Annotated in this window: 20 protein-coding genes and 1 riboswitch; of the genes, 8 read left to right on the top strand and 12 right to left on the bottom strand. The window is 68.3% G+C overall.

All coding sequences use genetic code 11. The features are described 5' to 3' along the window. Window positions 1-57 precede the first annotated feature (57 nt). The 3 genes from hrpA to ACZ50J_RS07505 all read right to left on the bottom strand — a co-directional run bounded on the left by hrpA (window position 58) and on the right by ACZ50J_RS07505 (window position 6496). A complete protein-coding gene (gene hrpA / locus ACZ50J_RS07515; protein ID WP_464300645.1) occupies window positions 58-3972 on the bottom strand; it encodes an ATP-dependent RNA helicase HrpA in 3915 nt (1304 codons plus the stop codon). A gap of 70 nt (window positions 3973-4042) precedes the next feature. Then, window positions 4043-4900, bottom strand: a complete 858-nt coding sequence (locus ACZ50J_RS07510) for a serine protein kinase RIO (protein WP_464300644.1) — start codon at window positions 4898-4900, stop codon at window positions 4043-4045. Between the two features lie 273 nt (window positions 4901-5173). Beyond that, complete coding sequence (locus ACZ50J_RS07505) at window positions 5174-6496, bottom strand: bifunctional o-acetylhomoserine/o-acetylserine sulfhydrylase (protein WP_464300643.1); 1323 nt, start codon at window positions 6494-6496, stop codon at window positions 5174-5176. Between the two features lie 76 nt (window positions 6497-6572). Continuing rightward, window positions 6573-6691: riboswitch (SAM riboswitch) on the bottom strand. 128 nt (window positions 6692-6819) lie between these two features. On the opposite strand from ACZ50J_RS07505, the gene ACZ50J_RS07500 reads away from it, so the two are divergent. Genes ACZ50J_RS07500 through ACZ50J_RS07490 form a run of 3 tightly spaced genes read left to right on the top strand, consistent with a single transcriptional unit; the run spans window position 6820 to window position 8360 of the window. After that, entirely contained in the window at window positions 6820-7368 is a 549-nt protein-coding gene (locus ACZ50J_RS07500) for an N-acetyltransferase family protein (RefSeq protein ID WP_464300642.1), read from the top strand. 60 nt (window positions 7369-7428) lie between these two features. After that, window positions 7429-7593: a ribbon-helix-helix domain-containing protein gene (locus ACZ50J_RS07495; protein ID WP_464300641.1), complete on the top strand. Its 165-nt coding sequence runs from the start codon at window positions 7429-7431 to the stop codon at window positions 7591-7593. Next, entirely contained in the window at window positions 7590-8360 is a 771-nt protein-coding gene (locus ACZ50J_RS07490) for a hypothetical protein (protein ID WP_464300640.1), read from the top strand. Before ACZ50J_RS07495 ends, ACZ50J_RS07490 begins: the two co-directional genes overlap by 4 nt. On the opposite strand, the gene ACZ50J_RS07485 is transcribed toward ACZ50J_RS07490, so the two are convergent. Together ACZ50J_RS07485 and ACZ50J_RS07480 are read right to left on the bottom strand one after the other, a co-directional pair. Continuing rightward, window positions 8311-8802 (bottom strand): N-acetyltransferase family protein, encoded by a 492-nt coding sequence (locus ACZ50J_RS07485; RefSeq protein ID WP_464300639.1) that lies wholly within the window; start codon window positions 8800-8802, stop codon window positions 8311-8313. The two genes, ACZ50J_RS07490 and ACZ50J_RS07485, sit on opposite strands and share 50 nt — an antisense overlap. Beyond that, entirely contained in the window at window positions 8795-9394 is a 600-nt protein-coding gene (locus ACZ50J_RS07480) for a TetR/AcrR family transcriptional regulator (protein ID WP_464300638.1), read from the bottom strand. Before ACZ50J_RS07480 ends, ACZ50J_RS07485 begins: the two co-directional genes overlap by 8 nt. Window positions 9395-9490: 96 nt before the next feature. Between ACZ50J_RS07480 and ACZ50J_RS07475 the strand changes: the two genes are divergently transcribed. From ACZ50J_RS07475 to ACZ50J_RS07465, 3 genes are all read left to right on the top strand, one after another. Next, on the top strand, window positions 9491-10009 hold the full coding sequence (locus ACZ50J_RS07475) for a DoxX family protein (protein ID WP_464300637.1): 519 nt from the start codon (window positions 9491-9493) through the stop codon (window positions 10007-10009). Window positions 10010-10017: 8 nt separating this feature from the next. After that, window positions 10018-11454, top strand: a complete 1437-nt coding sequence (locus tag ACZ50J_RS07470) for an HNH endonuclease signature motif containing protein (RefSeq protein ID WP_464300636.1) — start codon at window positions 10018-10020, stop codon at window positions 11452-11454. A 216-nt stretch (window positions 11455-11670) separates the two neighbouring features. Then, window positions 11671-12165 carry a discoidin domain-containing protein gene (locus tag ACZ50J_RS07465; RefSeq protein WP_464300635.1) on the top strand — a complete coding sequence of 165 codons (495 nt, stop codon included), beginning with the start codon at window positions 11671-11673 and terminating at the stop codon, window positions 12163-12165. Between the two features lie 83 nt (window positions 12166-12248). On the opposite strand, the gene ACZ50J_RS07460 is transcribed toward ACZ50J_RS07465, so the two are convergent. The 6 genes from ACZ50J_RS07460 to ACZ50J_RS07435 form a co-directional block, all read right to left on the bottom strand. After that, entirely contained in the window at window positions 12249-13931 is a 1683-nt protein-coding gene (locus ACZ50J_RS07460) for a class I SAM-dependent methyltransferase (RefSeq protein WP_464300634.1), read from the bottom strand. A gap of 283 nt (window positions 13932-14214) precedes the next feature. After that, complete coding sequence (locus tag ACZ50J_RS07455; RefSeq protein WP_464300633.1) at window positions 14215-15474, bottom strand: DUF445 domain-containing protein; 1260 nt, start codon at window positions 15472-15474, stop codon at window positions 14215-14217. Then, window positions 15462-16205: a DUF4352 domain-containing protein gene (locus tag ACZ50J_RS07450; protein ID WP_464300632.1), complete on the bottom strand. Its 744-nt coding sequence runs from the start codon at window positions 16203-16205 to the stop codon at window positions 15462-15464. The genes ACZ50J_RS07455 and ACZ50J_RS07450 overlap by 13 nt, the downstream gene beginning before the upstream one ends. Window positions 16206-16267: 62 nt before the next feature. Continuing rightward, window positions 16268-16804: a hypothetical protein gene (locus ACZ50J_RS07445; protein WP_464300631.1), complete on the bottom strand. Its 537-nt coding sequence runs from the start codon at window positions 16802-16804 to the stop codon at window positions 16268-16270. Between the two features lie 37 nt (window positions 16805-16841). Continuing rightward, complete coding sequence (locus ACZ50J_RS07440) at window positions 16842-18044, bottom strand: McrC family protein (RefSeq protein ID WP_464300630.1); 1203 nt, start codon at window positions 18042-18044, stop codon at window positions 16842-16844. 7 nt (window positions 18045-18051) lie between these two features. Continuing rightward, window positions 18052-21150: an McrB family protein gene (locus ACZ50J_RS07435; RefSeq protein WP_464300629.1), complete on the bottom strand. Its 3099-nt coding sequence runs from the start codon at window positions 21148-21150 to the stop codon at window positions 18052-18054. A gap of 133 nt (window positions 21151-21283) precedes the next feature. Here ACZ50J_RS07435 and ACZ50J_RS07430 point away from each other — a divergent pair, with 133 nt between their 5' ends. Together ACZ50J_RS07430 and ACZ50J_RS07425 are read left to right on the top strand one after the other, a co-directional pair. Then, a complete protein-coding gene (locus tag ACZ50J_RS07430) occupies window positions 21284-21925 on the top strand; it encodes a DUF6891 domain-containing protein (protein ID WP_464300628.1) in 642 nt (213 codons plus the stop codon). After that, window positions 21915-23090, top strand: coding sequence for a MalY/PatB family protein (locus tag ACZ50J_RS07425; protein WP_464300627.1), 1176 nt, complete (start codon window positions 21915-21917; stop codon window positions 23088-23090). The genes ACZ50J_RS07430 and ACZ50J_RS07425 overlap by 11 nt, the downstream gene beginning before the upstream one ends. Here ACZ50J_RS07425 and serA read toward each other — a convergent pair. Beyond that, window positions 23070-24266 carry a phosphoglycerate dehydrogenase gene (serA, locus tag ACZ50J_RS07420; RefSeq protein ID WP_464300626.1) on the bottom strand — a complete coding sequence of 399 codons (1197 nt, stop codon included), beginning with the start codon at window positions 24264-24266 and terminating at the stop codon, window positions 23070-23072. The genes ACZ50J_RS07425 and serA overlap by 21 nt on opposite strands. Window positions 24267-24330: the final 64 nt, after the last annotated feature.

Below are 24330 nucleotides of genomic sequence, written 5' to 3'. Positions count from 1 at the left end.
ATGGCTTCACAAGGGGGAACGCCACGGGCTGCTGCAGGATTCCCTGCGCGGCCGAGGTCACTTCCCGGCGGCATCCTCGACTGCGTCCATGGCCTGGTAGATGCGCTTGGGTGAAACCGGTCGAGCGGTCCCCAGCCGCTGCGCGAACAGGCTCACCCGCAGCTCCTCGAGCTGCCAGCGCAGGTCCACGACGTCAGGATCGGTATGGCGGGCCTGCGGCAGGTTCGCGAGCAGCTTCCGACGTTCGGCCTCGACCACGGCGACGTCCTCGGCCCGTTGCCGGTCGCGTTCGAGGTCCGAGGGCGCCTTGGCGATCCGTTCGAGCATGCCGCGCAGGTAGCGGTCCAGGTCCCGCAGCCGGCCCGCACCGGTCTCGGCCACGAACCCCGGGTGCACCAGAGCGGCGAGTTGCTGCTCCAACTCGGCCCGGAGCTGGGCGACCGACGGCTGGGTCATCGCGTCCAGCGCCAGCCGGACCTCGCGGGCGTGGTCGAGCGCGGGCGCCAGGTCTTCGACGACCGACACGACGCGTGGCGCGATCTGCTGGCGCACGACGCGCAGCGCCTCGTCGAACTGCCCCTTGTCCCGGACAGTGCCCGCGGGCAGATCCCGGGTGATGATGTCGTCGACCGCGGCGGCGAGCACGTCGTCCATCAGCGCGCGGGTGCTGCCGTGCGGGTTGTTCCCGAGCGCCAGCCGCTGGCGCATGGTGAAGAGGCTCTCGATCCGCTTCCACGGCACGTCGACGCCGAGCAGCACCAACCGGCGAATACCGAGATGCGTCGCGTGGGCCTGCTCGGAGGCGGTGGGCAGGACCTCGAGCGCGACGCTGTCGCCGTGGTCGACCAGCGACGGGAACCCCTGCACGGTACGCCGGCCGCTGCGCTGCTCGTAAGTGGCCGGCAGTTCGCCGAGGTCCCAGGTGGTCAGCCCGGTGCGTTCGATATCGGCGGCAGCCTTCGACACCGCACCACGAACCTTGCCGGCCAGCTTCTCCTGCAACGCGGCCAGGTCCTTGCCCTCGTCGAGCTTGCGGCCGCGGGTGTCCTCCACCCGAAAGGTGATCCGCAGGTGGTCCGGCACGCGCGACCAGTCCCAGTCCTGCGGCGGTATGGCGACGCCGGTCCGCGCACGCAGCGCGACGCCGAGCTCGTCGGTGATCGGGCCCGCTTCCGGGTCGAGCGCCGGCAACACAGCCCGGGCGTGGTCGGGCGCCGGCACGAAGTTGCGACGAATCGCCTTGGGCAGTGCGCGAATCAGCGCGGTCACCAGCTCCTCGCGCACACCAGGCACCAGCCAGTCGAAGCCCTCGTCGACGACCTGGTTGAGTTGTTCGATCGGTAGGTGCACCGTCACGCCGTCGGCGTCGGAACCCGGCTCGAACTGGTAGGTCAGTCGCAGCTTGAGATCACCCTGTCGCCACGTCTTCGGGTAGTCCGTCGCGTCGACCGCGTCCGCGTCGTCGCGCAGCAGGACGTCCTCGGTGAGGGTGAGCAGCTTCGGGTTCGTGCGCTGCTCGGTCTTCCACCAGGTGTCGAAATGCGTTGCCGACACGACGCTTTCGGGGATCCGGGCGTCGTAGAAGTCGAAGAGTTCGTCGTCGCCGACCAGCAGGTCGCGGCGCCGGGCACGTGCCTCCAGGTCGGCGATGCGCGCGACCAGCTGCCGGTTGTCCTTGAAGAACCGGTGGCGGGTCTCCCAGTCGCCCTCCACCAATGCGTTCCGGATGAAGAGCTCACGACACAGCTCGGGGTCGACGCTCGCGTAGGACACCTGCCGGCCTGCGACGAGGGTGACGCCATACAGGGTGACGCGCTCGGCGGCCATCACACTGCCACGCTTGCGCGACCAATGTGGTTCTGCGTATTGCCGTTTCACCAGGTGTATGGCGAGCCGCTCGGCCCAGGCCGGGTCGATCCGTGCGTTGGTGCGCGCCCACAGGCGGGTGGTTTCGACGAGTTCAGCCGACATGACGTAGTCGGGTTGCCTGCGGAACAGGGTGGAGCCCGGCTGGATCGAGAAGCGCGCACCGCGAGCGCCCTGGTAGTCGCGCTTGTCGGGATCACGCAGGCCGATGTGCGACAGCAGACCGGCCAGCAACGCCTGGTGCACGGCATCCTCTCCCGCCGGGTTGTCGCTCGGGGTTAGGTTGTGCTGCTTCGCGACGCGCTTGAGTTGTGCGTGCAGGTCCTGCCATTCCCGGATGCGCAGATAGTGCAGGTACTCCCGCTTGCACATGCGCCGGAAAGCGCTGCTGGACAACGTGTTCCGCTGTTCTTTCAGGTAGTTCCACAGGTTGAGCAGACTGAGGAAGTCACTGGTCTCGTGCTTGAACCGCGCATGCGACTGATCGGCCTGTGCCTGTGCGTCCGCCGGTCGCTCGCGTGGATCCTGGATCGACAGCGCGGCGACGATGATCAACACCTCGCGCAGTGAGCCGTTCTCAGCCGCCGCGATCAGCATGCGCGCCAGCCGTGGGTCGATCGGCAGGGCCGCGATGGTCCGGCCGTATGGCGTCAGGCGGCGACGCTGCTGTGTGCCTCGCGCCTCGATGGCGCCGAGTTCCTCCAGCAACCGCACACCATCGGTCACCTGGCGGGAGTCCGGCGGCTCGAGGAACGGGAAGCGCGCGACGTCGCCCAGACCGAGCGAGGTCATCTGCAGGATGACCGAGGCGAGGTTGGTGCGCAGGATCTCCGGCTCGGTGAAGTCCGGGCGCGCGTCGAAATCCTCCTCCGAGTAGAGCCGGATGCACACACCGTCGGCGACACGTCCGCACCGGCCGGACCGCTGCCGGGCGGACGCCTTGGAGATCGGCTCGATCGGCAGCCGCTGCACCTTGGTGCGCTGGCTGTAGCGGGAGATGCGGGCGGTGCCGGTGTCCACGACGTACCGGATGCCGGGGACGGTCAGCGACGTCTCGGCGACGTTGGTGGCCAACACGATCCGCCGTTTGCCGGACCTCTTGAAGACACGGTGCTGCTCCGCTGCGGACAACCGCGCGAACAGCGGCAGCACCTCGGTCGCCGGCAGGTCCAGCGCCGTCAGCGCGTCGGCTGCGTCACGGATCTCCCGCTCCCCGGAGCAGAACACCAACACATCCTGCGGTCCGCCATCGCCCCGCGCCTCGGTCCACAGCTCGGTGACTGCGTCGGTGATGCCGGTGACCTGATCGACATCGACCTCCTGCTCACCCTCCATCCGGACCAGCGGGCGGTAGCGCATCTCCACCGGATACGTGCGCCCGGACACCTCGATGACCGGCACCGGCGGCTGCCCGTCGATGGTGAAGTGGTCGGCGAACCGCTGCGGGTCGATGGTCGCCGAGGTGATGATCACCTTCAGGTCGGGGCGTCGCGGCAGCAGTTGGCGCAAGTAGCCGAGGATGAAGTCGATGTTCAGCGACCGCTCGTGCGCCTCGTCGATGATGAGTGTGTCGTAGCGGCGCAGGTCGCGGTCCCGCTGCAACTCCGACAGCAGCACGCCGTCGGTCATCACCTTGATCAGCGAGTCCTTGCTCGTGTGATCGGCGAATCGCATTTGATAGCCGACCGTTTCGCCGAGCGTGACGTGCAGTTCCTCGGCCACTCGCTCGGCCACCGATCGGGCAGCGATGCGTCGTGGCTGGGTGTGCCCGATCAGTCCGTCGAGCCCACGTCCCAGCTCGAGGCAGATCTTCGGCAGCTGGGTTGTCTTGCCCGACCCGGTCTCACCGGCGATGACGACCACCTGATGGTCGCGTATGGCGGCCGCGATCTCGTCCTTGGCCGCACTGACCGGCAGTTGCTCGGGGTAGCTGATCGCGGGGACGAGGGCGCGCCGGTGCTCGTGCCGTGCAGCCCGCTGCTCGGGTGATTCGCGAGTCTCGCGCGGCGGGCGACCGTTGCCGCGACGCCGCCCCCCACTGGCGCCGCGCCCGCCACGGCCACGGGACCGGCGGCTCGAGGGCGCGGAGGAGTCAGGTGAAGTCATGGTGATCGTGCTCATTGTCGCAAACGTCCGCGGCATACGTCGCACGCATTTCACCCGGTGACCCCCGGCGCTAGACGGCGCGCGCCACCACCTCGCCGAAGAGTTCCTCGCCGTCGACCTCCAGGCCTCGTGCCCGGAACCAAGTGGCGACGTTGGTGCAGTCCCGCTGCAGCATCTCCATGCCGTGCGGGTTGGCGAAGAGGTCGACGGTCTGTGGCAGGTCGATCATCACCAACCGCTCCCCCGACACCAGCAGGTTGTATGCCGACAGGTCGCCATGGACGCAGCCCAATGACGCGAGTCCACCGATCGCGTCGGTCAGCTGGGACCACAATGATTCCAACAGCTTCCGGTCCGGCCGGGTGGCAGCCAGGCGCGGTGCCGGCGACCCGTCCGCACCCAGGACGAGCTCCATCAGGATCTCGGTGCCGTCGATCTGGACGGGATACGGCACGGGCAGCCCCGCCTGGTGGAAGCGCACCAGCGACTCCCACTCGGCCCACGCCCACATACCCGCCGCAACGGACTTGCCGAACGTCGTGCTCTTGGCCATGGCACGGGCCTCGCGGCCGCCCTTCTTGGGCAGCTTGCGACCGTCCGTGTAGTCGGTGTTGCGGTGGAACGTGCGATGTGCCGAGTCCCGATAGCGCTTGGCCGCGAGCACGACCGAGCGATCGTCCAATGGGGCGGAACGCTCGAGCAGGAAGACGTCGGCTTCCTTGCCGGTCTTGAGGATGCCGAGCTCGGTGTCGACCGCGGCGTCGTCGGTGATGATCCAGTCCGGCCAGGGTTGCGGTCCCCGGCTCAGCGGTTGGCAGCTCCCCCAGGTCGACCAGCGCTGGTCGGGGTCGAGCTCACCGATCTGTTGGTAGTCGAAGGCGAAACGGGTGTCAGCGAAGGAGGCTGCTGCCTCCGGGTGTTGCGTCATACGTGGTGCTCCGATCGAGAAGAAGTCCGGAAGTGGGCATGGCGCCCTGTCCTTCTGCCATCACTGACTCCTTCCCTCGGGACGACGTATGTCGTCGGTGCGTGTGCGCCAACCTTCCCGGTCGACACGTTCGAGGGTCAACCGATTTTCATTCCAGGCGGGTCGAGCAGGGCGAGGAACGAGCATGTATCGAGACCAACACATGGTCACGAAAAGGCCCGGCCGACATACGAGAACGTATGCCGGCCGGGCCCTTTTCGTGACTTCTTGTGATCAGCCCTTCGCCGCGGTGAAGCCCTGCTCGAGGTCGGCGATGATGTCGTCGACGTGCTCGATGCCCACCGACAGTCGCACCAGACCCGGCGTCACACCGGCAGCCAGGCGGTCCTCGTCGGGACCCTGCGAGTGCGTGGTCGAGGCGGGGTGGATCGCCAGCGAGCGGACGTCGCCGATGTTGGCGACGTGCGAGTGCAGGGTGAGCGCCTCGACGAACTTCTTGCCGGCCTCGATGCCGCCCTTGATCTCGAAGGACAGCACCGCACCGGAGCCCAGCGGCGTGTACTTCTGGGCGAGCGCATTGTAAGGGCTGTCCGGCAAGGAGGCCCAGACCACCGACTCGACCTGCTCCTGCTGCGTGAGCCACTCGGCGACCTTGCGAGCGTTGGAGATGTGCCGCTCGATCCGCAGGCTGAGGGTCTCCAGACCCTGTGCGATGAGGAAGGCGTTGAACGGCGACACGGCCGAGCCGAGGTCGCGCAGCAACTGCACCCGAGCCTTCAGGATGAAGGCAAGGTTGGCGCCGAGCTCACTGCCCACACCGAGATCCCGTGCGTAGACCAGACCGTGGTAGGCCTCTTCCGGCGTGTTGAAACCGGGGAACTTCTCCGGCTCCTTGCCGAAGTCGAAGTTGCCGCTGTCCACGATGACGCCGGCGATCGAAGTGCCGTGTCCGCCAAGGTATTTGGTCGCCGAGTGGATGACGATGTCTGCGCCGTGCTCGATCGGGCGCAGCACGTACGGCGTTGCGACGGTGTTGTCGACGACGAGCGGGACGCCGTGGTTGTGCGCGATGCCCGCGACCGTCGCGATGTCGAGGATCTCCTGCTTGGGGTTGGCGATGGTCTCGGCGAACACCAGCTTGGTGTTCGGCCGGATCGCGGCCTCCCAGCTGGCCGGGTCGCTGGTGTCCTCGACGAAGGTGGTCTGGATGCCGAGCTTGGGCAGCGTGTGCTTCAGCAGGTTGAACGTGCCGCCATACAGGCTCGGGCTGGCGACGATGTGGTCGCCGGCCTCGGCGATGTTGAGGAACGTCAACGTCTCCGCCGCCTGCCCGGAGGCGACGAGCAGGGCGCCGACGCCGCCTTCCAGGTCGGCGATGCGCTTCTCGACGACGTCGGTCGTCGGGTTCATCAGTCGGGTGTAGATGTTCCCGAATTCCTTGAGCCCGAACAGGTTTGCGGCGTGATCGGTGTCGTTGAACTGATAGGACGTGGTCTGGTAGATCGGCAACGCCAGCGCACCGGTCGCCGGGTCGGCGGTCTGCCCGGCGTGGATCTGCCGCGTCTCGAAGGACCAGTTGGGGGTGTCGTCGCTCATGCTGAGATGACCTTCCGTGCTCGACTATCGCCGAGAACGGATGGCACCGCCCTCGGCGGCGGACCCACGTTCGTGATGCCCGCGCTTGCCACTCGGCGATCTGCACCGGTGGCCCGGTCCTCACCCGGGGCACCCCACCGCGAGAGGAGGGTTGCCGGTCAGCGAGCCGGGGCTGTGACGCTGACACTCATGACCTGGTCGCGATGCTAGCGCGGTCCAGGTGTCGATACATAACCGTCTCTACCTTTGGACGCCTCAGAATGTTATGTATGGCGTGAGCCGCGCGCGCCGAGCCGACGCCCTGGGAGGGACAGAATGGCGCCATGACGCACGTGCCGGCCACGATCGAAACACTCGCGAGCATCGACGCGGACGACCTGAGCGCGATCACGGCCCTGCTCGACACACTGGTCCGCGGCGACGCCGCGCTCGGCTGGACGAGGCCGCCCCCAGAGCAGGAGGTGGGCGACCTGTTGCGCTCGCTCGTCGCAGCGGGCCCGGCGAACGCCCGCGTCCTGGTGGCGCGCAGTCGCGAGACAGACACTCACGGCAGACATATCGCCGGATTCGGCTACTGGCGACGCTACGCACGCCCCACCCTGCGCGCCAACGCCGACCTCGAACGCCTCGCAGTAGCAACCGAATTCGCCGGCCTCGGCATCGGCCGCGCGTTGCTGCGCGAGTTGATCCGCACCGCACGGGAGGCAGGCTGCGAGCAACTCACCATCGACTTCCGCGGCGACAACACCCGCGCCGAAGGACTCTACCTGTCCGAAGGGTTCACCGAGTACGGCCGTCTGCCGGGTTTCGTCGCACCGGACCCTGACCGTCGATTCGACAAGGTCTTCCAGGTGCTCGACCTGCGGCGCTGACCGTCATACGAACGATGCGGCGGTGTTGACCTGCGATGCCATTCGACCTAGGTTGCTAGCATGCCAGCAACCTCCCAGCCGGAACCGAAGACGCAGTTCAACGTCTACCTGCCGGCGGACCTGATCCGCGAGGTCAAGCATCGCGCCATCGACGACAGCCTCAGCCTGTCCGCACTCGTCGAGCGGGCGTTGCGCGACTACCTGGCCGAAGGAGCCACCCGATGAGCCTGACCGTGCAACCGATCCGCTTCACCGACAACGTCGAGGCGATGAGCCGACTGCTGGTCGCACTCGGCCTGGCGGTCAGCATCACGAGCGACAAGGGCGGTTGGGTCGTGCTCGCCGGCCGCACCGGATCGGTCGCCCTGCACTCGGCATCGGGCGCGACCAGTGGCGCGCGCCAGGGACAGACCTGCCTGGCTTTCGAGACGGACGCCCTGGAGGACCTCGCGCGACGACTCACCGCGAGCGGCTTCGGGAGCGCCGGCCATCTGGAGGAGTCAATGGTCTACGACGAGGCCTACGGCCGCGCGCTCACCATCACGTCCGGCGAGGACGAGCTCACCATCAACGGTCGCTCCGAGGATCTCTACGGCTACACCAGCACCGGCGTCGAGCCCGGGCCGGACGCGGGCGACCTGCGCGTCACACCCATCCGCTTCGTCGACGACCAGGCGTCCGACCGGCGACTGCTGGAGGCGCTCGGTTTCGCCGTGGTCGGCGTGGCCGGGCCCGACTTCACCCAACTCACCCTGCCCGACCCGGGCGGCGCCGTCGGACTCCATCACGTCTACACCGACGAACTTCCCATCGTGCCAGGCCCTTTCGCCATACAACTGACGTTCGAGACGACGACTCCACTGCCCGAGATCGTCGAGCGCGCGACGACCGCCGGTGCGCAGGCGACCCTGAACGAGTCCGAGTTCGGTGACTTCGCCACGATCACGGACGTCGACGGTCAGGAGATCCAGGTACACGCTTGCTCAGCGTGACGTCCTCGCGCTGATAGCCGAGGGCGTCATACAGATGGAGGGCGGCGGCATTCGCGGCGCCCGTCGACAAGCGGATGCGTCGCAACCCGCGCTCTGCCGCCCACAGCTCTGCCCGCCGGACCAATCGCGTTCCGACGCCTTGCTTTTCGTGACCCTCTCGCACCACGAGCTCACCGATGTACGCGTCGAGCTCACCGGTCCAGTGCACATTCTCGCCGATCGACACGAAGCCGACGACCTGCGTGGCGTCTGCGGCGACAAACACCATCAGATCCTCGCCCACCGTCTCGAGGTCTCCAACGACCCACGAACGCACCGCTCGCAACACGGAGTCGGACGCTCGCCACGAAGCAACGCCGAGCGCCAGTCGGTCGGCAAGAGCGAGGACCTCGTCCCGATCGCCCGGCGCCATCGGTCGTATGACGAGTGTGCCGTCAGACACGAGGAACTCGACTGATTGCCAAGTAGCCGGTCACTTCGCGCGCCGTTGCGACCGGATCGGGCACCTCGACCGCACCACTGAGAACGAGCGTCGCGTAGCCGTGCACCAATGCCCACGCGGCGATTCGCGCTGCGTCGTCCGGCTCACCATCGTCCGCACGTACGGCGCCCGCGACGCCCGCCGCCAGGGCGGCCTCCGCGCGAGCCTGCGCCGCGAGCAGGTCTGCATCTTCCGGGTGATGGAGGCTCGGCTCGAACATCACCGCGAAATGCGACGGGTGCTGCAGGGCGAAACGCACGTAGGCGACGCCCATGTCGGCCAGGCTCGGGGCGTCGCCCTGATCCCCGGTCTGCGAGCGGCCTCCCCCACCGTCGTCGGTGGCGAGTTCGCCGGCGAGCAGATCGAACCCTTCGGTCGCCAGCGCGGTCAGCAGGCCGGCCTTGTCACCGAAGTGGTGGGTCGGGGCGGCATTCGACACACCCGCACGTTTCGCGAGCGCGCGCAAGCTCAGGTTCGCGACGCCGGTCTCGGCGATGGCGTCGGCCGCCACGGCCAGCAACGTTCGGCGCAGATCGCCGTGGTGATAAGGCACGCCGACAACCTATCGACTCCATCTATGCATTGACAAGATTACGCGAACGACTTTATCTTTTCACTGACAAGTTTCGCCATACGTCTGGAGCCGGCCATGGAACCGTTGACCTTCCTGCTCGCCACCACACTCGTCGTGTCGCTGATCGGCCGGGTATGGGTGCCGTCGTGGCGCCCTTGGCCGGTCGCGGTGCGCGGCGGCGTCACGGTGATGTTCCTCGCCACCGGCACATCGCACTTCGTCGGCATGCGCGCGGAACTCATCGAGATGGTGCCGCCCGCTTTGCCGGCTCCGGGCGCCCTGGTCACGCTCACCGGTGTCCTGGAGATCGCGGGGGCCCTGGCATTGTTCGTGCTGCCTCTGCGGCACTGGGCGGCCGGCGGCCTGGCCTTGCTGCTGATCGCGATGTTCCCGGCGAACGTCCACCACGCCCTCACCGGCACCGACCTCCGCTGGGACGACACCCTGCTACCGCGAACCGTGCTGCAGCTGGTGTTCCTCGCCGCGGTGCTGATCGTGCTGGTGGCGCAACTGCACGACTTCCGGCGCGATCGCGCAGTGCCCCCGGCCCTGGCGACGCCAGCTCGCGACCCCTTGTCGGTGCCCCGTGGTTGACTGAACACATGATCGAAGCACGCGAGACGAGTCCCGGTGCGGCAGCCGTCGGCCGCGGTTGGGCCACGTCCGTGTCGGACCTCGCGATGTCCGCCGCGCGTGACGAGTTGGCCGCCCTGGCAGCACAACTGAATGATGGTCACGCCCGTCTCGTGGCCTTGGTGCGCCGGGTGCTGGCCGACGAGTTGTGGTGTGGTGCGGGCCTGAAGTCTCCGGAGCACTGGCTCACGGCATACGCCGGACTGACCTGGTCATCGGCCCACGACATCGTCCGCATCGCCGAGCGATCGACCGACCTGCCGGCCATGCAGACCCTGCTCGACAGCGGCCGGCTCAGCCTCGGTCAGGCCGCCGTCGTCGCCAAACACACCCCCGCTGCGTATGACGCGGACGTGGCCGAGTTCGCGTCATACACAACGGTGACCCAGCTGCGAAGAGCGTTGTGCCGCTACGACTTCCAGCTCGACGACGCGGCGAACACCGACGCAGCGGAAGAAGCCGGGAGCGTCGTCCTGCACGGCACCGACGCCGACGACGATGACCTCGTGGACATCGCCTCGGACGCGGCGCAGCAGCGAGCGCCCGGCGCATTCGATCCGGTGACAGCGCCGCCAACACTCGACATGCGATATGTCGAGGGCCGATTCAGGCTGTCGTATGACGCGCCGGCCGACCTCGGCGCCCTGGTCGAGCAGGCCCTGCTCGAAGCAAAGGACACGCTCTTCCGTCTGCACACCACGACATCCGACTCCCCCTGTGGCGACAACGCGGGCACGGCCGCGAAGACCCACCACGGAGCGTCCTTCGGCGAGGCCATGAGTCTGATGGCGCAGCGTTCGCTCGACGACGGCGCGCCACTCGGCCACTCCCGGGCCGGCCGCTACCGCGTCTATCTGCACCTGGACACGCAGGGCCACGGCTGGCTCACCAAGGGCTCCGCAGTCCCTCCCGCACTGCTCGATCGCGTCCTCTGTGACGGGGTCCTCCAGCCGATCTGGGAGACCGAGTGCAAGCCGGTCAATGTGGGTCGAGCCCAGCGCATCGTCCCCGACCGGACCCGGCGATTACTCGAGGACCGCGACCGCGGCTGCCGGTTCCCCGGGTGCCTGGCGAGACATCATCTCGAATGCCACCACCTCGACCACTGGATCGACGGCGGACGTACCGATGCCGATCGGATGGTCATGCTCTGTCCCTTCCACCACGACGAACATCACCGGGGTGCATTCGTCATGGTCGGTGACCCCAGCAGTCCGGCGGGCGTCGTGTTCACGGCACGGGACGGCACTCGATTGCGTTCCGAGTTCCGCCCCTATCGGCCGGCCGTGGGTGGCAGTGGCGCGGCGCCAGACTGGGCGCCCTACGCCGGCCCGACCAACGAGACCCTGCACCTCGCACTCGTCCGGTTCGACGAGCGACCGGCGACTGAACTTCCCGACGGTTGACATCCCCGACGGATGAATTCCCTGCCGACTCAAGGAGATTGGCGTCATACCCTCACGGTGACGACTGGGGGCAGGCAGTGCTCGACCGCACCACAAGTGACGGCCGCGTCGACCCGAGTTCGCCGGCGGCACCAGCCGCGAAGGCCGCCGGAGCAGCTTTGTCGAGCGAACGTCACCTGGCACCAGCGGGGTTCGAGCTACACCCGGGTCACTCCGATGGCCGGCTCGACGTCGTGCACGGCCGAGCCGGAGAGCCCGAAGTCGTTGCTCTGGGTGGACAGTGAGGAGACCAGTGGCGACGATTCGCCCGGCCGCTACGCGATCGACGGCGACGCCTCGACCTTCTGGGGCACGGGCTGGTCGGCCGGCGACGTCCCGCTGCCCCACGAGATCGCGGTCGACCTCGGATCACGTCGCTCCGTCTGCGGCATACACCTCCTGCCGCGACAGGGCACCAACCCCGGAGCCGTCAACGGCCAGATCGCGAAGTATGCCGTCTACGCGACCGACGACCCGGACGTCGCGCTCTCGCACGACGTGACCGCCTGGGGTAGGCCGGTGGCCACGGGCACACTGCCGTCGGGCTTCCAGCCGAAGTTCGCTGCGTTCCCGAAGCCCGTCACCGCGCGCTACCTCATGGTGCAGGCGCTGAGCGAGCAGAACGGCAAGCCGTGGACCACGATCGCCGAGCTCACGGTCGACGCGGCCTGACCGCCCACCTGCCAGGAACGACACGTCGGCGCCGATCACCCGAGCGGTGATCGGCGCCGACGGTGTGCAGCAGGTGTGACCGGCTATCCGCTGAAGCGAGCGACCACTCGGTAGAGGATCGGGTCCTCGTCGCCATACGGGGAAAGCCCATCCGACTCCTGGTCGGTGACCACGTCGAAGCCGAACCGCTCTTCCAGCGACGTGCGGAACTCCGCGGCGTTCTGGAAGCGCCGGTAGTGGTTGCCGAAGGTCTTCTTCAGCTTCTCGTCCTCGTCGGTGCGGAACTCCGCCGCGAAGAGGTCGCCCTCACGGGCGACGGACCGGATGTGCGACAGGAGGTTCTCCTGCACCTCGGCCCTGATCGAGTGCAGGAAGAAGCGCAGGTAGAACAACGCGGCGCCGTCGTGCTGCTCCCGGAACTGACGCAGCGCCTTCTCCAGGGCCTCGGAGTCCGACACGTCGCAGACTTCGAAGGTGGCGCGGTCGGACACCCCGAGCTGCTCGGCGCGGGCGGTGGCACCCTCGACGGCGACACCGGACTGGTCGATGCCCGTGACGTGCCGGCCGACCTGGGCGAAGGCGCAGGAGTCCCGGCCGTCGCCGCAGCCGATGTCGATGACCGCCTCGGGCAGGTTCTCCAGCTTGCTGACCTCGTCGAAGAAGGTCGAACCGACCGCATTCGTATGGCGCGCATAGAAATTCGACCAGTAGACGCGGTCCCGCTGCGGGATGGTCAGGACGCCGTCGTCGGCAACGTCGGTGCGCGCGTGCGACCAGTGGAAGCCCGGTTTGGGCAGGCGCCAGTCGTCCCCGTAGATGTGCGCGACGAGTGGCTCGGGGTTCTTCGGCCGCAGCACCTTCCCGCCGGGGAAGTCCACGAACTCGGTGCCCTGGTAGTCCGCCGTGGTGTAGGTGCCCGATCCGGCCACACCCCAGGGGAAACGCAGTCGCCCCTCGGGGTCGAAGTAGAGATGGAAGAGATCGATGCGGAACTTGCGGTCCTCCGGATCGTGCACGTGCAGCACCCGCTGCCGCATGTCGACCTCCAGACCCGCCTGCAGCAGGGCGAGCGCGATCCGCACGAGCTCGTCGGCGGCCTCCGGCCCGGTGCGGAACTCGGAGATGAACGCCGAGTCGAAGTCGGCATCGTGACCGATGTAGCCGCCCTCGCGCACCGACCCGAGCAGTGTGCCGTAGACGACGAACACGTCGTGTCCGAACTCGGCGGCGACAACCTCGCGCACCTTCGTGTAGATGCCGGAAACCCGCTGCTGCCACTCCTGATCCAGCCGCTTCGACAAGATCACTCGGCCGGTCTGCGTCAGGATGTAGCCCTGATCGAGCCGCTGCTGCAACGTCTTGAGGTTCGACGTGCCGTTCCGCGGAGCGCGCAGGTAGAGCCCGTGGCCGGCGATCGGCACCGGCTGGCCGTCGAACTTCACCGTCACCCGATCGCCCGAGCTCAGGTACGGCCAGATCTCCCTGACCTGGAAGGTGAACGCGCGCGCCTCGTAGCCGGTCCGCACGTTGCGGCGGCCGTCCGAACGGCCCGCGGTCACCCCGGCGCCGACCACGCGCTTGTGCGTCGCGGCGTCCTCGGCGGTCGGCGGACCCTGGTCCTCCTTGGTCACGACCATCGCGGAGAGTGCCCCCTCGGCGGTCGGATAGGTGGTCGAGAGCGTGATCGAACCCAGATGCAACGTGACCGGCAGCGGCGGGGTCTTGACCGGCACCATCACCCAGCCCGAGATCTGGGTCTCCGTCATACGCTCGACCATCCCGACGACCGGCGCGCCGTGTGCAGGTCGGGTGACCTGACCACGGAGCTCACGCACGGCTTGTCGCGCTCCCAGCAGCCTGGTTCGCGACCCTTCCGGGATCCGGTCAATGACGCGTCGTCGCAACGAGGCCATCCGGCAGCCACCTCTCATGGCAAAGCGTGGTCGCGCCCTGCGATTGTCTACGGCAAAGTCCAGACAACATAACCGCAAACAGCAGGTGAACACGCCCAAAGTGGCGACTCTCTTCGCATCGGTTGCGAAGGCACCCTCAGAGCAGCTGCGCCAGCGAGTAGATGAGCAGGCCGACGAGTCCGCCGACCACCGTTCCGTTGATCCGGATGAACTGCAGATCCCGGCCGACGTGCAGCTCGATCCGCTTCGAGGCCTCGTCGCCGTCCCAGCGTTCGATCGTCTGCGAGATGACCGTCGAGATCTCGTGGCCGTATGTCGTCACGACGTGTCCGGAGATCTCCCCGAGACGACGATCGAGCGAGGCACGCAGGTTGTCGTCGGTGACGATCCGGCCGCCCAGGTCGGTCAGGGCGCGCACGAGTCGCTCGCGCAGGTCGCTCTCCGGGTCCTCCAGCGACTCGACCACGACCCGCTTCACCGATTGCCACATGCCGACGAGGGAGTCGCCGACGGACGGGTGGGACAGCACGCGGACCTTGAGTTGCTCGGTCCGCTCCATCGTCGCCGGGTCGTTCTGCAGGTTGTCGGCGAGCTTGGCGAGCAGGTCGTCGACGGCGCGGCGTACCTGATGGTCCGGTGTGTCGCGTATGTCGGCCAGCCACCGCACGAGCTCCACGTGCAGTCGTCCGGCGACGGTGTCGTCCAGCCAGCGCGGTGACCACCAGGGCGCACGACTCCCGATGAGGGAGGTCACGGTCGTCTCGTTGTCGCGCACCCAGTCGTGCAGTTCGCGCACGACCAGGTCGACCACCTGGCGGTGCGAGTCGTCGTTGACGATGCCTTCGAGCAGGCTGCCGAGCAGCGGTGACACCGGCTCGCGCGCGAGGCGCGGCAGCAGGACCCGGCCGAGGAAGTCGCCGACCTCCGCATCACTGATCGAGTCGAGGCCCTTCGCGAGCGCGGGGGCCGACTCGGTGACGACCCGGCGGGCATTGGCCGGGTCGGACAGCCAGCGGCCGACCCGCATCGGCACCTGCGCGGTGGCCAGGCGTTGCTGAACGTTCTCGGCGGTGAGGAAGTTGTCGGTGACGAAGTCCTCGAGGCTGTGCCCGATGCTGTCCTTGCGCTCCGGGATGATCGCCGTGTGCGGCACCTTCAGGCCGAGCGGATGACGGAACAGCGCCGTGACCGCGAACCAGTCGGCGACCGCACCGACCATCGCCGCCTCCGCGGCGGCGTTCACATAACCCCACGCTCCGTGATGCCCGTGTGTGGCGACGAAGATGATCGCCGCGAGGACGAGCAGGGATGTCGCCACCAGCCGCATCCGCCGCAGCCGGCTGCGGCGTTCGAGGTCAGCGGGGCTGAGCGCGGGCGCTGGACTCAGTCGGTCCACGCGACCGGCGCGTCAGTGGTCTTGTTGTCGAAGTCGTCGGCCCGGTAGAGCAGCGTGTACTTCTTGTAGTCCTGGTTGGCCGGCACCTCGTAGACCAGCGTGCCGCTGTAGCTCTTGGTCGTCTTGCTGACGTCACCGTCGTCGAACTGTTCCTGCTTCGGGACCGCCTGGCTCAGCGAGGCGTAGTTGCAGACGTTCTTGTTGGTGTCACGCAGCGTGAAGTAGATGCCGGCGATGCTGCTCTGATCACCGGACTTGTACTTCACGGTCACCTTGATCAGCAGGCTGACCTGGCCCTTCTGCGGGCCGAAGATGTCGTCCCCGGACGGTTTCTTCACCGTGGGGAGCTGCGGGGTGATGCTCACGGTGCCGCCATACTTCTGGGTCAGGTCCAGCGGCTTGCCCCACTTGGCCTTCTTGGTGCTGGGCGCCACCGCGCCGGGCGTCAGGAAGGTGTCGGTGTCGTTGCACACCTTGGCGGGATCCCCGGTCGTCGCTGACGAGGACGGCGCAGCGGAGACGGTGGGGACTCCGGTGTCGGTCGGCACCGGCTCGTCGGTGCTCTGGCCGGTCGACGCCGCGGTCGGCACACCGGTGTCCGTGGCGGCGTTCGCCGTCGACGCCGGCGCCTGCACGGTGGGCGCGCTGTCGTTGCAGCCCGCGAGGGCTCCGGCCACGAGTATGGCGGGCACCGTCCCGAAAGCGATCCTGCGGAGAGCAGTGGTGGTCATAGTTCGTCGAACCCTTTCTCGAAGATGCTTTCGGCCCCCCTGTGACGAGACCACGAGTGGGCTCAGGCTACGCGAACCGTCCATACCTCCGGCCGACCGGACGTCCCTTCATCCTTGACGAACTCCCGGCTGCCCTCGCCGACGGGTATCCCTTGGTGGGTCGCGGCCTGGCTGATCGCGGTCGCGATCCGGTCCCACACGGCCGCTCCCTGCGGAAAGCCCATCTCCCAGCTCATCGCCTCGACGCCGATCACGGTGCGGTCGGGCATCAACTGCGCCCGGGCCCGGGGGTAGGACCCGTCGATCTGGATGACGATCGCCCCCGGTTCGGAATGCACGTCGGTGACGCGGTCGTCGGACGACGCGACGTGGGCGATGAGTTCACCGGCCCGGGTCGGATCCGCGCCGAGTGTCAGGGTGCGGCCCATCATCGACAGGTGTTTGGTCGCCGGGCCGGCCGCGAGCGCCCGGCCGAAGTTGCCCTCGATCGCGCGGTCCCGCACCTGCTGGTGCGCGGTCGACACCTTCCCCTTGACGAAGTACCAGAGGAACGAGCCGATGATGATGACCAGCACCACCAGGAAGAGTTTGGCGATCACCGCCCCAGTATGCCTGCGCCGCCGACGGCGCCGTGCTTCAGTTCGAGAACGCCACGTGCCGCGGGTACGACACGACGCGCACGAGTTCGGCGAGCGTGTCCAGTGAGCCGGCCAGTCGGGCGGGCGGCACGTTGAGCCGCAGCGGGACGCACAGCAGCCGGGTGCCGATGCTGCGCACGACGACCTCCGGGGCCGGGGCCTGATCGGCGTGGGCGTAGATCAGCAGACCCGCCTCGAGCCCGAGTGCGGAGGCGTAGGCCAGCAACGGGTAGAAGTCCGAGCCGTCCCGACGGTCGGCCGCCAGGTGGTAGGCGACGTTGCCGACGAGCACCGGCCGTTGGTCGCGCCGCAGCAGCAGGTCCGGTGTGAAGTGCCACTGCTCCTGGACGTCGAGCGCGTATTGCGGGCGCTCCTCGAGCGAGATGTCCGGCCAGAGCCGGTTGCTCATCTCGGCGGTGATCCACCGGCGGAACAGGTCGTCCATGTCGACCATGAACGCGTGCGCGGTCTGCGATCCTTCCAGATGGCGAATCGTGATGCCGTCCAACGCTTTTCGAGCCAGGTCCAGCGCTGGGGCGTAATGCTCGTTCAGCCGGGTGATCGGCAGGTCGTCGCGGTGCTGGTCGGGGCTGGTGACCTCGACCCCCTCGAAACGCTGGATCAACCGCAGCCCGTCGCGACGGACCAGTGGCGGCAGGTCCGGCCAGGTCAGCACCTGGCGAACGGCGCACAACAGCATCCGGTTCTCGGCGATGTCCGGGGTGAATTCGTCATACCGGCACGGCGGCGTGGAGGCAGCCCACGGCCGGGTCGCGAGCTGGTCGACGAGCAACCGGCCGCGGATGGTGCTGGTGTCCTCCTCCAGCGTGACGTAGCCGTGCAACAGGCCACGACGGGTCGCGGTGTCGATGGCGCGCAGCAGGAAGGCCGCCACCCCGTCGACGAGTTCGCTGTCGCCGGACCAGCCGACGGTGTCACTCCCCCACGCGTCCGACGGGAGGCCCGCGGAGAACATCGTGAAGAGGTTCTCCATCGGAGCACGTGGCTGGACGCGGATCGTGCAGCCGGGAACGGCGAGCGCGCCGACCCACGAGCCGGTACGCAGGATGACGCGTTCGGGGTCGGCCGTCGCGACGACGGTGATCTTGTCGCTCGCCGCCTCCAGCAACGCGGCCCGCGCCGTCGGGGCGAGGCGCATGGGCGCGCTCTCACCGTGCTCGCGGAGGACGACGTCGTTCATCGGACGCTCATCCGATGGTCGTCGCGGCGGGCGGCGGCTCCTCACCGGCCGCGGCACGCGCTCCGGGGCCGTGCCGTTCCAGCACACTCTGCCAGGTGAAGGTCTTCAGCACGTCCTCGCGCCCGTAGAACTGGTCCTCGATGAACGGATAGATGCTGTAGGTCCAAATCCGTTGCAGCGCAGCATCATTCAGACCATCGGACATGAAGTGGCTGTGCCCGATCTGCAGGTGCGGCCCGCGCAGCGCGCGACGCAGCTCGTCGTTCACCCGGTCGACGATCCCGGCGACCCACACCGGTCCGTTGTGTGCCTCCAGCCAGCGTCGCAGCAGACCCTCCATCGGGCCCTCGTGCGGCATGAACGGCACGAAGTGGAACCGGCGCCGCAACGCCGCGTCGACCAGCGCGATCGATCGGTCGGCGGTGTTCATGGTGCCGATGAAGTAGAGGTTCGGCGGCAGCTCGAAGCCCTCGTCCGGCCGGTATGACGTCATGACCGAGTGCGACCGGTATTCGAGCAGGTAGAGCAGCTCACCGAAGACGCGCGGCAGGTTGGCGCGGTTGATCTCGTCGATGAGCATGATGTGCGGAGTGGTCGGATCGGCCTCGGCGGCCTCCGCGAGCATCGCCAGCGGTCCCTTGCGCAGCTCGTAGACCATCTGCCCGTCGGCGCCCAGCCGCGGCCGGAAACCCTCGAAGAAGTCCTCGTACGACGTCGACGGGTGGAACTGCACGACCTGCCGCTTCGTCGAGTCGGGTTGCAGGGCGGCGGCCAGGCGCTGCGCGAGGTAGGTCTTACCTGTGCCGGGCGGCCCGTAGAAGATCAGCTGCTTCTTGTCCTCCAGCAGTCCGTGGACCTCGCGCAGGAAGTCCTCGTCGACCAGCAGCTCGGCGGCAGCCTCGGCGATCAGGTCACGCTCGGGGTCGGCGACAGACTCGCTCTTGTGCAGCAGCCAGAGCGCGAATTGCACCTGCCCCCAAGGGTCCCGGGGCAGCAGTGGCTCGAGGCGGGCGCGCAGCCGGTCGTTGATCACGACGTGCAGGCGGGCGCGGTTCGGGCTGTCGATCTTCGGCAACTGGACGCCGACGGCGCGCGCCACGGCGATCTTGCCGTCCGCTCCGCCCAGCGCGTGGATCGGCAGGTAACGGCCGGGGTGGGCGATCGCCATCAGCTTCATGACGACGGCTTCACCCAGCCCGGGGGCCGGCATACCCTCCCCCAGGATGTGTTCGATCCGGGCCACGTCGTCACCGTCGCCCCACAGCAGTTCCTTGAGCGCCCGGGCGAACGCGTCCAGTCCCGCGGCGTCCATCGTGGCCAGACTGGCCTGCAGCACCGAGTGGGTGCCCGGGTGGCCGTAGGCGCGGCCGCTGAGCAACCGGCGGAAGGCCGCCATGTCGAAGGCGTCGAGTCCGCTGGGTTCGAGTGCCTGGGCCAGCGCGCGACGCTGTTCCTGGTGCCAGTTGTCCCGGTCACCCGGGTAGGGGCGCTCGGCGACGAACCGCTCGAGCTGGGCGAGCAGCTCCAGGTCGACCGGCCCGGTCGGAGTCGGTTCCTTGCCCGACATGACCTCGACCAGCGGAGCCAGCCGTCGCACGGTGTCGACGATCTCGTCGGCGAAGTCGGCGCGACCGAGCGGCTCCGGGTGCGGCCACCAGCGGCCGACATAGACCTCGCCGCCGGGGTACTCGCGTTCCACCGGTTCGACACGGTCCGGGCTGCTGGTGGTGCGCAGGTGGAAGAAACGCATGCCCTCGGGCAGGTGCTCCTGAACGGCGTTGCCGATCTCCTCGTGGCGGGCACCCGAACCGGGGCCGTCCCAACCGGAGTGCAGGCCGACCGCGACACCCGAACGGGTGATCCACAGCCGGAATCCGGGCGCGCCGGTACCACCGGGCAGTGCCCAGGTCGCGTGCGAGTCCACGCGGTACGGCGCGTCCTTGGACTGGCCGGTCCGCGTCTGCAGGTTGGTCTCCTGCAGCCGCAGGCCGGTGGCCTGCCGCAGCGGCTCGTGCAGCGAGCGGACGGTCAGCGTGGCGACCCCGCGCAGCTGCAGGGCAAGACCCGCGGCGCGTGCGTCCGCGTCGGCCGATGCATAGCCGAGACCGGGCTTGAAGTCCGCGATCAGGTCGGCCGCCTCCTCGCAGATGTCCGGCAGCGAGCTGCCGAGACCGACGAAGGACTGCTTGCTGCCGAGATAGCCGACCAGCCGTTCGGCGACACTCGGGTCGTCGGGCTCGAAGCTGCGGCACAGGTCGGCGAACGCCAGGTAGCGCTCGGAGTGGCTCAGGTGCCGGCCCATCCAGCCCAGCGTCTGGAACGGATCGGAGCCGCCCGGCCACAACGTGGGCCATTCCGTGCGTGCATCGGTCGCCCAGAAGATCGACAGCACGGTCGGCACGCGGGACGCGTCAAGCTTGTTCTCGGTGTATTCCTCGAGAGCTCGGATGCGAGCCGCGGCTTCCTCATCGTCGCGCGGAGTCTGAGTGGTCTCGACCAGCAGGTCGGCCAGGTCGCGCTCGTAACCGCCTGCGGTGCTGCGCAATTGGCCGAGCCAGGTGGGCAGGCTCGAGGCGTGCTGCGCGAAGGGGCCGGGGCGGCGGGACCAGACGGCGAAGCCTTCGACGAACGCGTGCAGGTCACGTCCGACGGCGAGCGTCCGGATGAGTTCGCGTGCCTCCGCCACCCGCTCGTCGCGCAGCGAATCCACCTGATGCCACAGGCTCTGCGCGGCAGGATCGTTGTTCGCGGCGACCTTGATCAGCTCGTAGGTCGCCTTCCAGCGCCGCAGGTCGCGCTGTCGGCCGGGGCTGAGGGTGGCCGAGCGCTGGGCGCGCTTCACCTCGAATCCGAGCCCCACCAGATGGGCACCGATCTCCTCCGCCTCGGGCAACGACACCGGCGTCAGAGGTCCGAAGTCCGCGCGCGCGAAGCCGTGTGCGGCAGCGGCCACGGCGGAAGCGTCATACACCACCCCGTCGAAGTGCAGGACGTGCTCGATATCGGGTTCGAACCCGTATGCCGCGAGGAACGACTCCCGTCCTTGGGATTGCCATTCCTGCAGTGCTGCGAGCACATCTTCTCGGGTGATGTCGGCGAGGGCCACGGTGGTTGAAGCTCCGAAAATCGGTGGGGAAGGAGGAGAGACCGAAAGTCCAGATTACGGGATGACCGATCTCGCTCGGCGGGCAGCGCGAAACCGACCCGGCCGACCGTCCAAGTTTGGCACCATGGGGTTCGTGCCCGTGCAGCCCCTCCGCTCCGACGTCAATTTCACCGGCGCTTTCGCGCCCGATCAGGACACTGTGATCGGCCGTCTGGTGCTGCGGATCTGCATCGGCACGGACAGCCGGGACGAGCTGGAGGACCGGTTGCGGTGGGAGATGATCGGCGACGGCGCACTGCGCGACGCCGACATCACGCAGGAGTCGGTGCCCGAGCTCGTCGACTGGCTGATCCAGGACCACAACACCCAGGTGCCCTTCCCCAGCCAGACCGCACTCGGCCTGATCACCGCGCTCGAGGAGCTCACCGCGGAGGGCATCGTCTTCGGCTTCGGCGAGGGCAGCGACGTGATGCAGTCACTCACTGCCGTCTCGAACGCCGCGAACACGATGGCGCAGGAAGGGCATTCGATCGACGGCTACTGCTTCAGCACCACGGCCGACGTGGAGCGGATGATCTTCGATCAGGAGCTGTATGTCGCCTTCGGCGTGTTCCGCGAATCCGGCGAGGGCGCGGTGCAGATCGGCCGGCGCATCGTCGAGGCGTTCACCCGCCACGACCTGCAGGTCGACTGGAACGGCACCGAGGAACAACGGATCCAGATCATCGGTGGCTACGCCGTGCCGTTCATCGACGAGACCGATCATGCGGTCTGATCCCGGGCAGGTGGACATCGACAGCGCCATGGCCGACGTCGACGTCGACCAGCTGCGCTCGCGAGGGTCGGTCAAGTGGTCGGTCACCAGCGGCGACCAGCTCGGCGCGTTCGTCGCCGAGTCGGATCTCCCACTCGCCCCCGCGATCCGGCACGCTCTCGCCGACGCCATCGGGTCCGGGCTGACCGGCTATCTGCCCACTCCCGTCGCGCGAGCCACGGCAGCCGCGTGTGCGTCGTTCCAGCAGCGCCGGTTCGGCTGGCAGGTCGACCCGGAGCAGGTCGAACTCCTCCCCGACGTGCTCGGCGCTCTCGCCTTCACCCTCGGCCGGCTGGTCGAACCGGGCACGCCCGTGGTGTTGCCGACGCCGGCATACATGCCGTTCCTGGAGCTCCCCACCGCCGTCGGACACGAGCTGCGCATCCTGCCGATGGACCTGGTCGACGGCCGATTCGTGATCGACCCCGAGCGGCTCGCCGCCGCGTTGGGCGACGGCGGACTCCTCGTCCTGATCAACCCGCACAACCCGACCGGACAGGTCGCGTCGCGGGCGGAACTGCTGGCGATCGCCGACGTGGTCGAGGCCACCGGCTCGACCGTGTTCGCCGACGAGATCCACTCTCCCCTGGTCTATCCGGGCACGCGGCACGTGCCCTACGCGTCCGTGGACGCGCGCACTGCGGCACACACGGTCACCGCGGTCTCCGCATCGAAGGGCTGGAACCTGCCCGGCCTCGCCTGCGCCCAGCTGATCATGACGTCCGAGGAACATCGGCGCCGCTGGAACGCGTCGCCCGAGGTCGTCCGGCACGGCACGTCACCGCTGGGTGCGGTCGCCGCAACGGCGGCATACGGGTCGGAGGGTGTGACGCACCTGGATGCGATCGTGGACCACCTGCAGCGCGGCCGCGACCTGTTCGCCGAGCGTATGGCGCAGGCGCCGTCGATCGGCTACACGCCTCCCGCTGCGACATACATCCATTGGCTGGACCTGCGGAACACCGCTGTCGACCCGGCGGCGGTGGCGGAACGGACCGGCGTGCTCGGCACGAACGGAACCGCTTGCGGCACAGCGGGATTCCTACGCCTCACGCTGGCGACGTCGCACGCGGTGATCGGTGAGATCGCCGACCGGTTGGTGACGCTAACCTCCGATGACGCGTAGCTGGATCGTCTCCGGCATGGCGCGCAGGTCCGCGACCGCGGCGTCCGGCAACTGCGCGACGTCCGTGACGACGTAGCCGTTCTCACCGCGCGTGTTGAGCAACTGGCCCTCGATGTTGACGCCGTGGTCGGCCAGGATGCTGTTGACCTTGGCGAGCACGCCGGGGGTGTTGCGGTGCAGGTGGGTGATGCGGCGACCGCCCGGGCGCTCCTCCATCGTGAGCGAGGGCAGGTTGACGCTCAGGGTCGTCGTGCCGCGGTCGACGTAGTCCCGCAGCTTGCTCGCGACGAACCGGCCGATGTCCTCCTGCGCCTCTTCCGTCGAACCACCGACGTGCGGGGTGAGGATGACGTTCGGGATGCCCTGCAGCGGTGAACTGAACGCCTCGCCGCGGGACTTCGGCTCGGTCGGGAAGACGTCCACGGCCGCGCCGGCGATGTGGCCGGACAGGAGGTTCTCGCGCAGTGCGTCGTAGTCCACGACGAAGCCGCGGGACAGGTTGAGGAAGAGCGACCGCTCACGCATCTTGGCGAACTGCTCGGCACCGAAGAATCCGGCGTTGCCCGAGCGGCCGTCGACGTGCAGCGTGATGACCTCGGCGGTCTCCAGCAACTCGTCGAGGCTGTCGCAGCGGTGCGCGTTGCCCATGGCGAGCTTGTCGTCGGTGTCGTAGAAGAAGACCTGCAGGCCGAGCATCTCGGCGACGACCGACAGCTGCGAGCCGATGTTGCCGTAGCCGACGATGCCGAGCTTGCGGCCGCGGATCTCGTGCGAGCCCTTGGCGTTCTTGTCCCACACACCCTTGTGCAGCGACCCGTCCTTCTCGGTCAGCCGGCGGGCCATCGCGATGATCTCGCCGATCGCCAGCTCGACGACGCTGCGGGTGTTGGAGAACGGCGCGTTGAACGTCGCGATGCCACGGGCGGCCGCCTCGTCCAGCGCGATCTGGTTGGTGCCGATGCAGAAGGCACCGATCGCGGTGAGGCCGGTCGCCTTCTCCAGCACGGCCGACGTGATCTCGGTCTTGGATCGGATGCCCACCAGGTCGACGCCCTGCAGGGCGTCGATCAGCTCGGGCTCGTCGAGGGCCCCGGTACGGGTCTCGACCTCGAATCCCGCTTCGCGCAGGATCGACTCGGCGAACGGGTGGATGCTTTCCAGGAGCAGCGCCTTCACAGGGCGCAGTCTCCCATCGTGACCCGGCGGGCTTCACAGCGCGTCCGGTATTCGGGCGCCACAT

This window comes from Flexivirga sp. G2, from assembly GCF_055397625.1.
The sequence above is the reverse complement of the archived record's forward strand: the minus strand, read 5'-3'. Positions and strand labels throughout refer to the sequence as shown.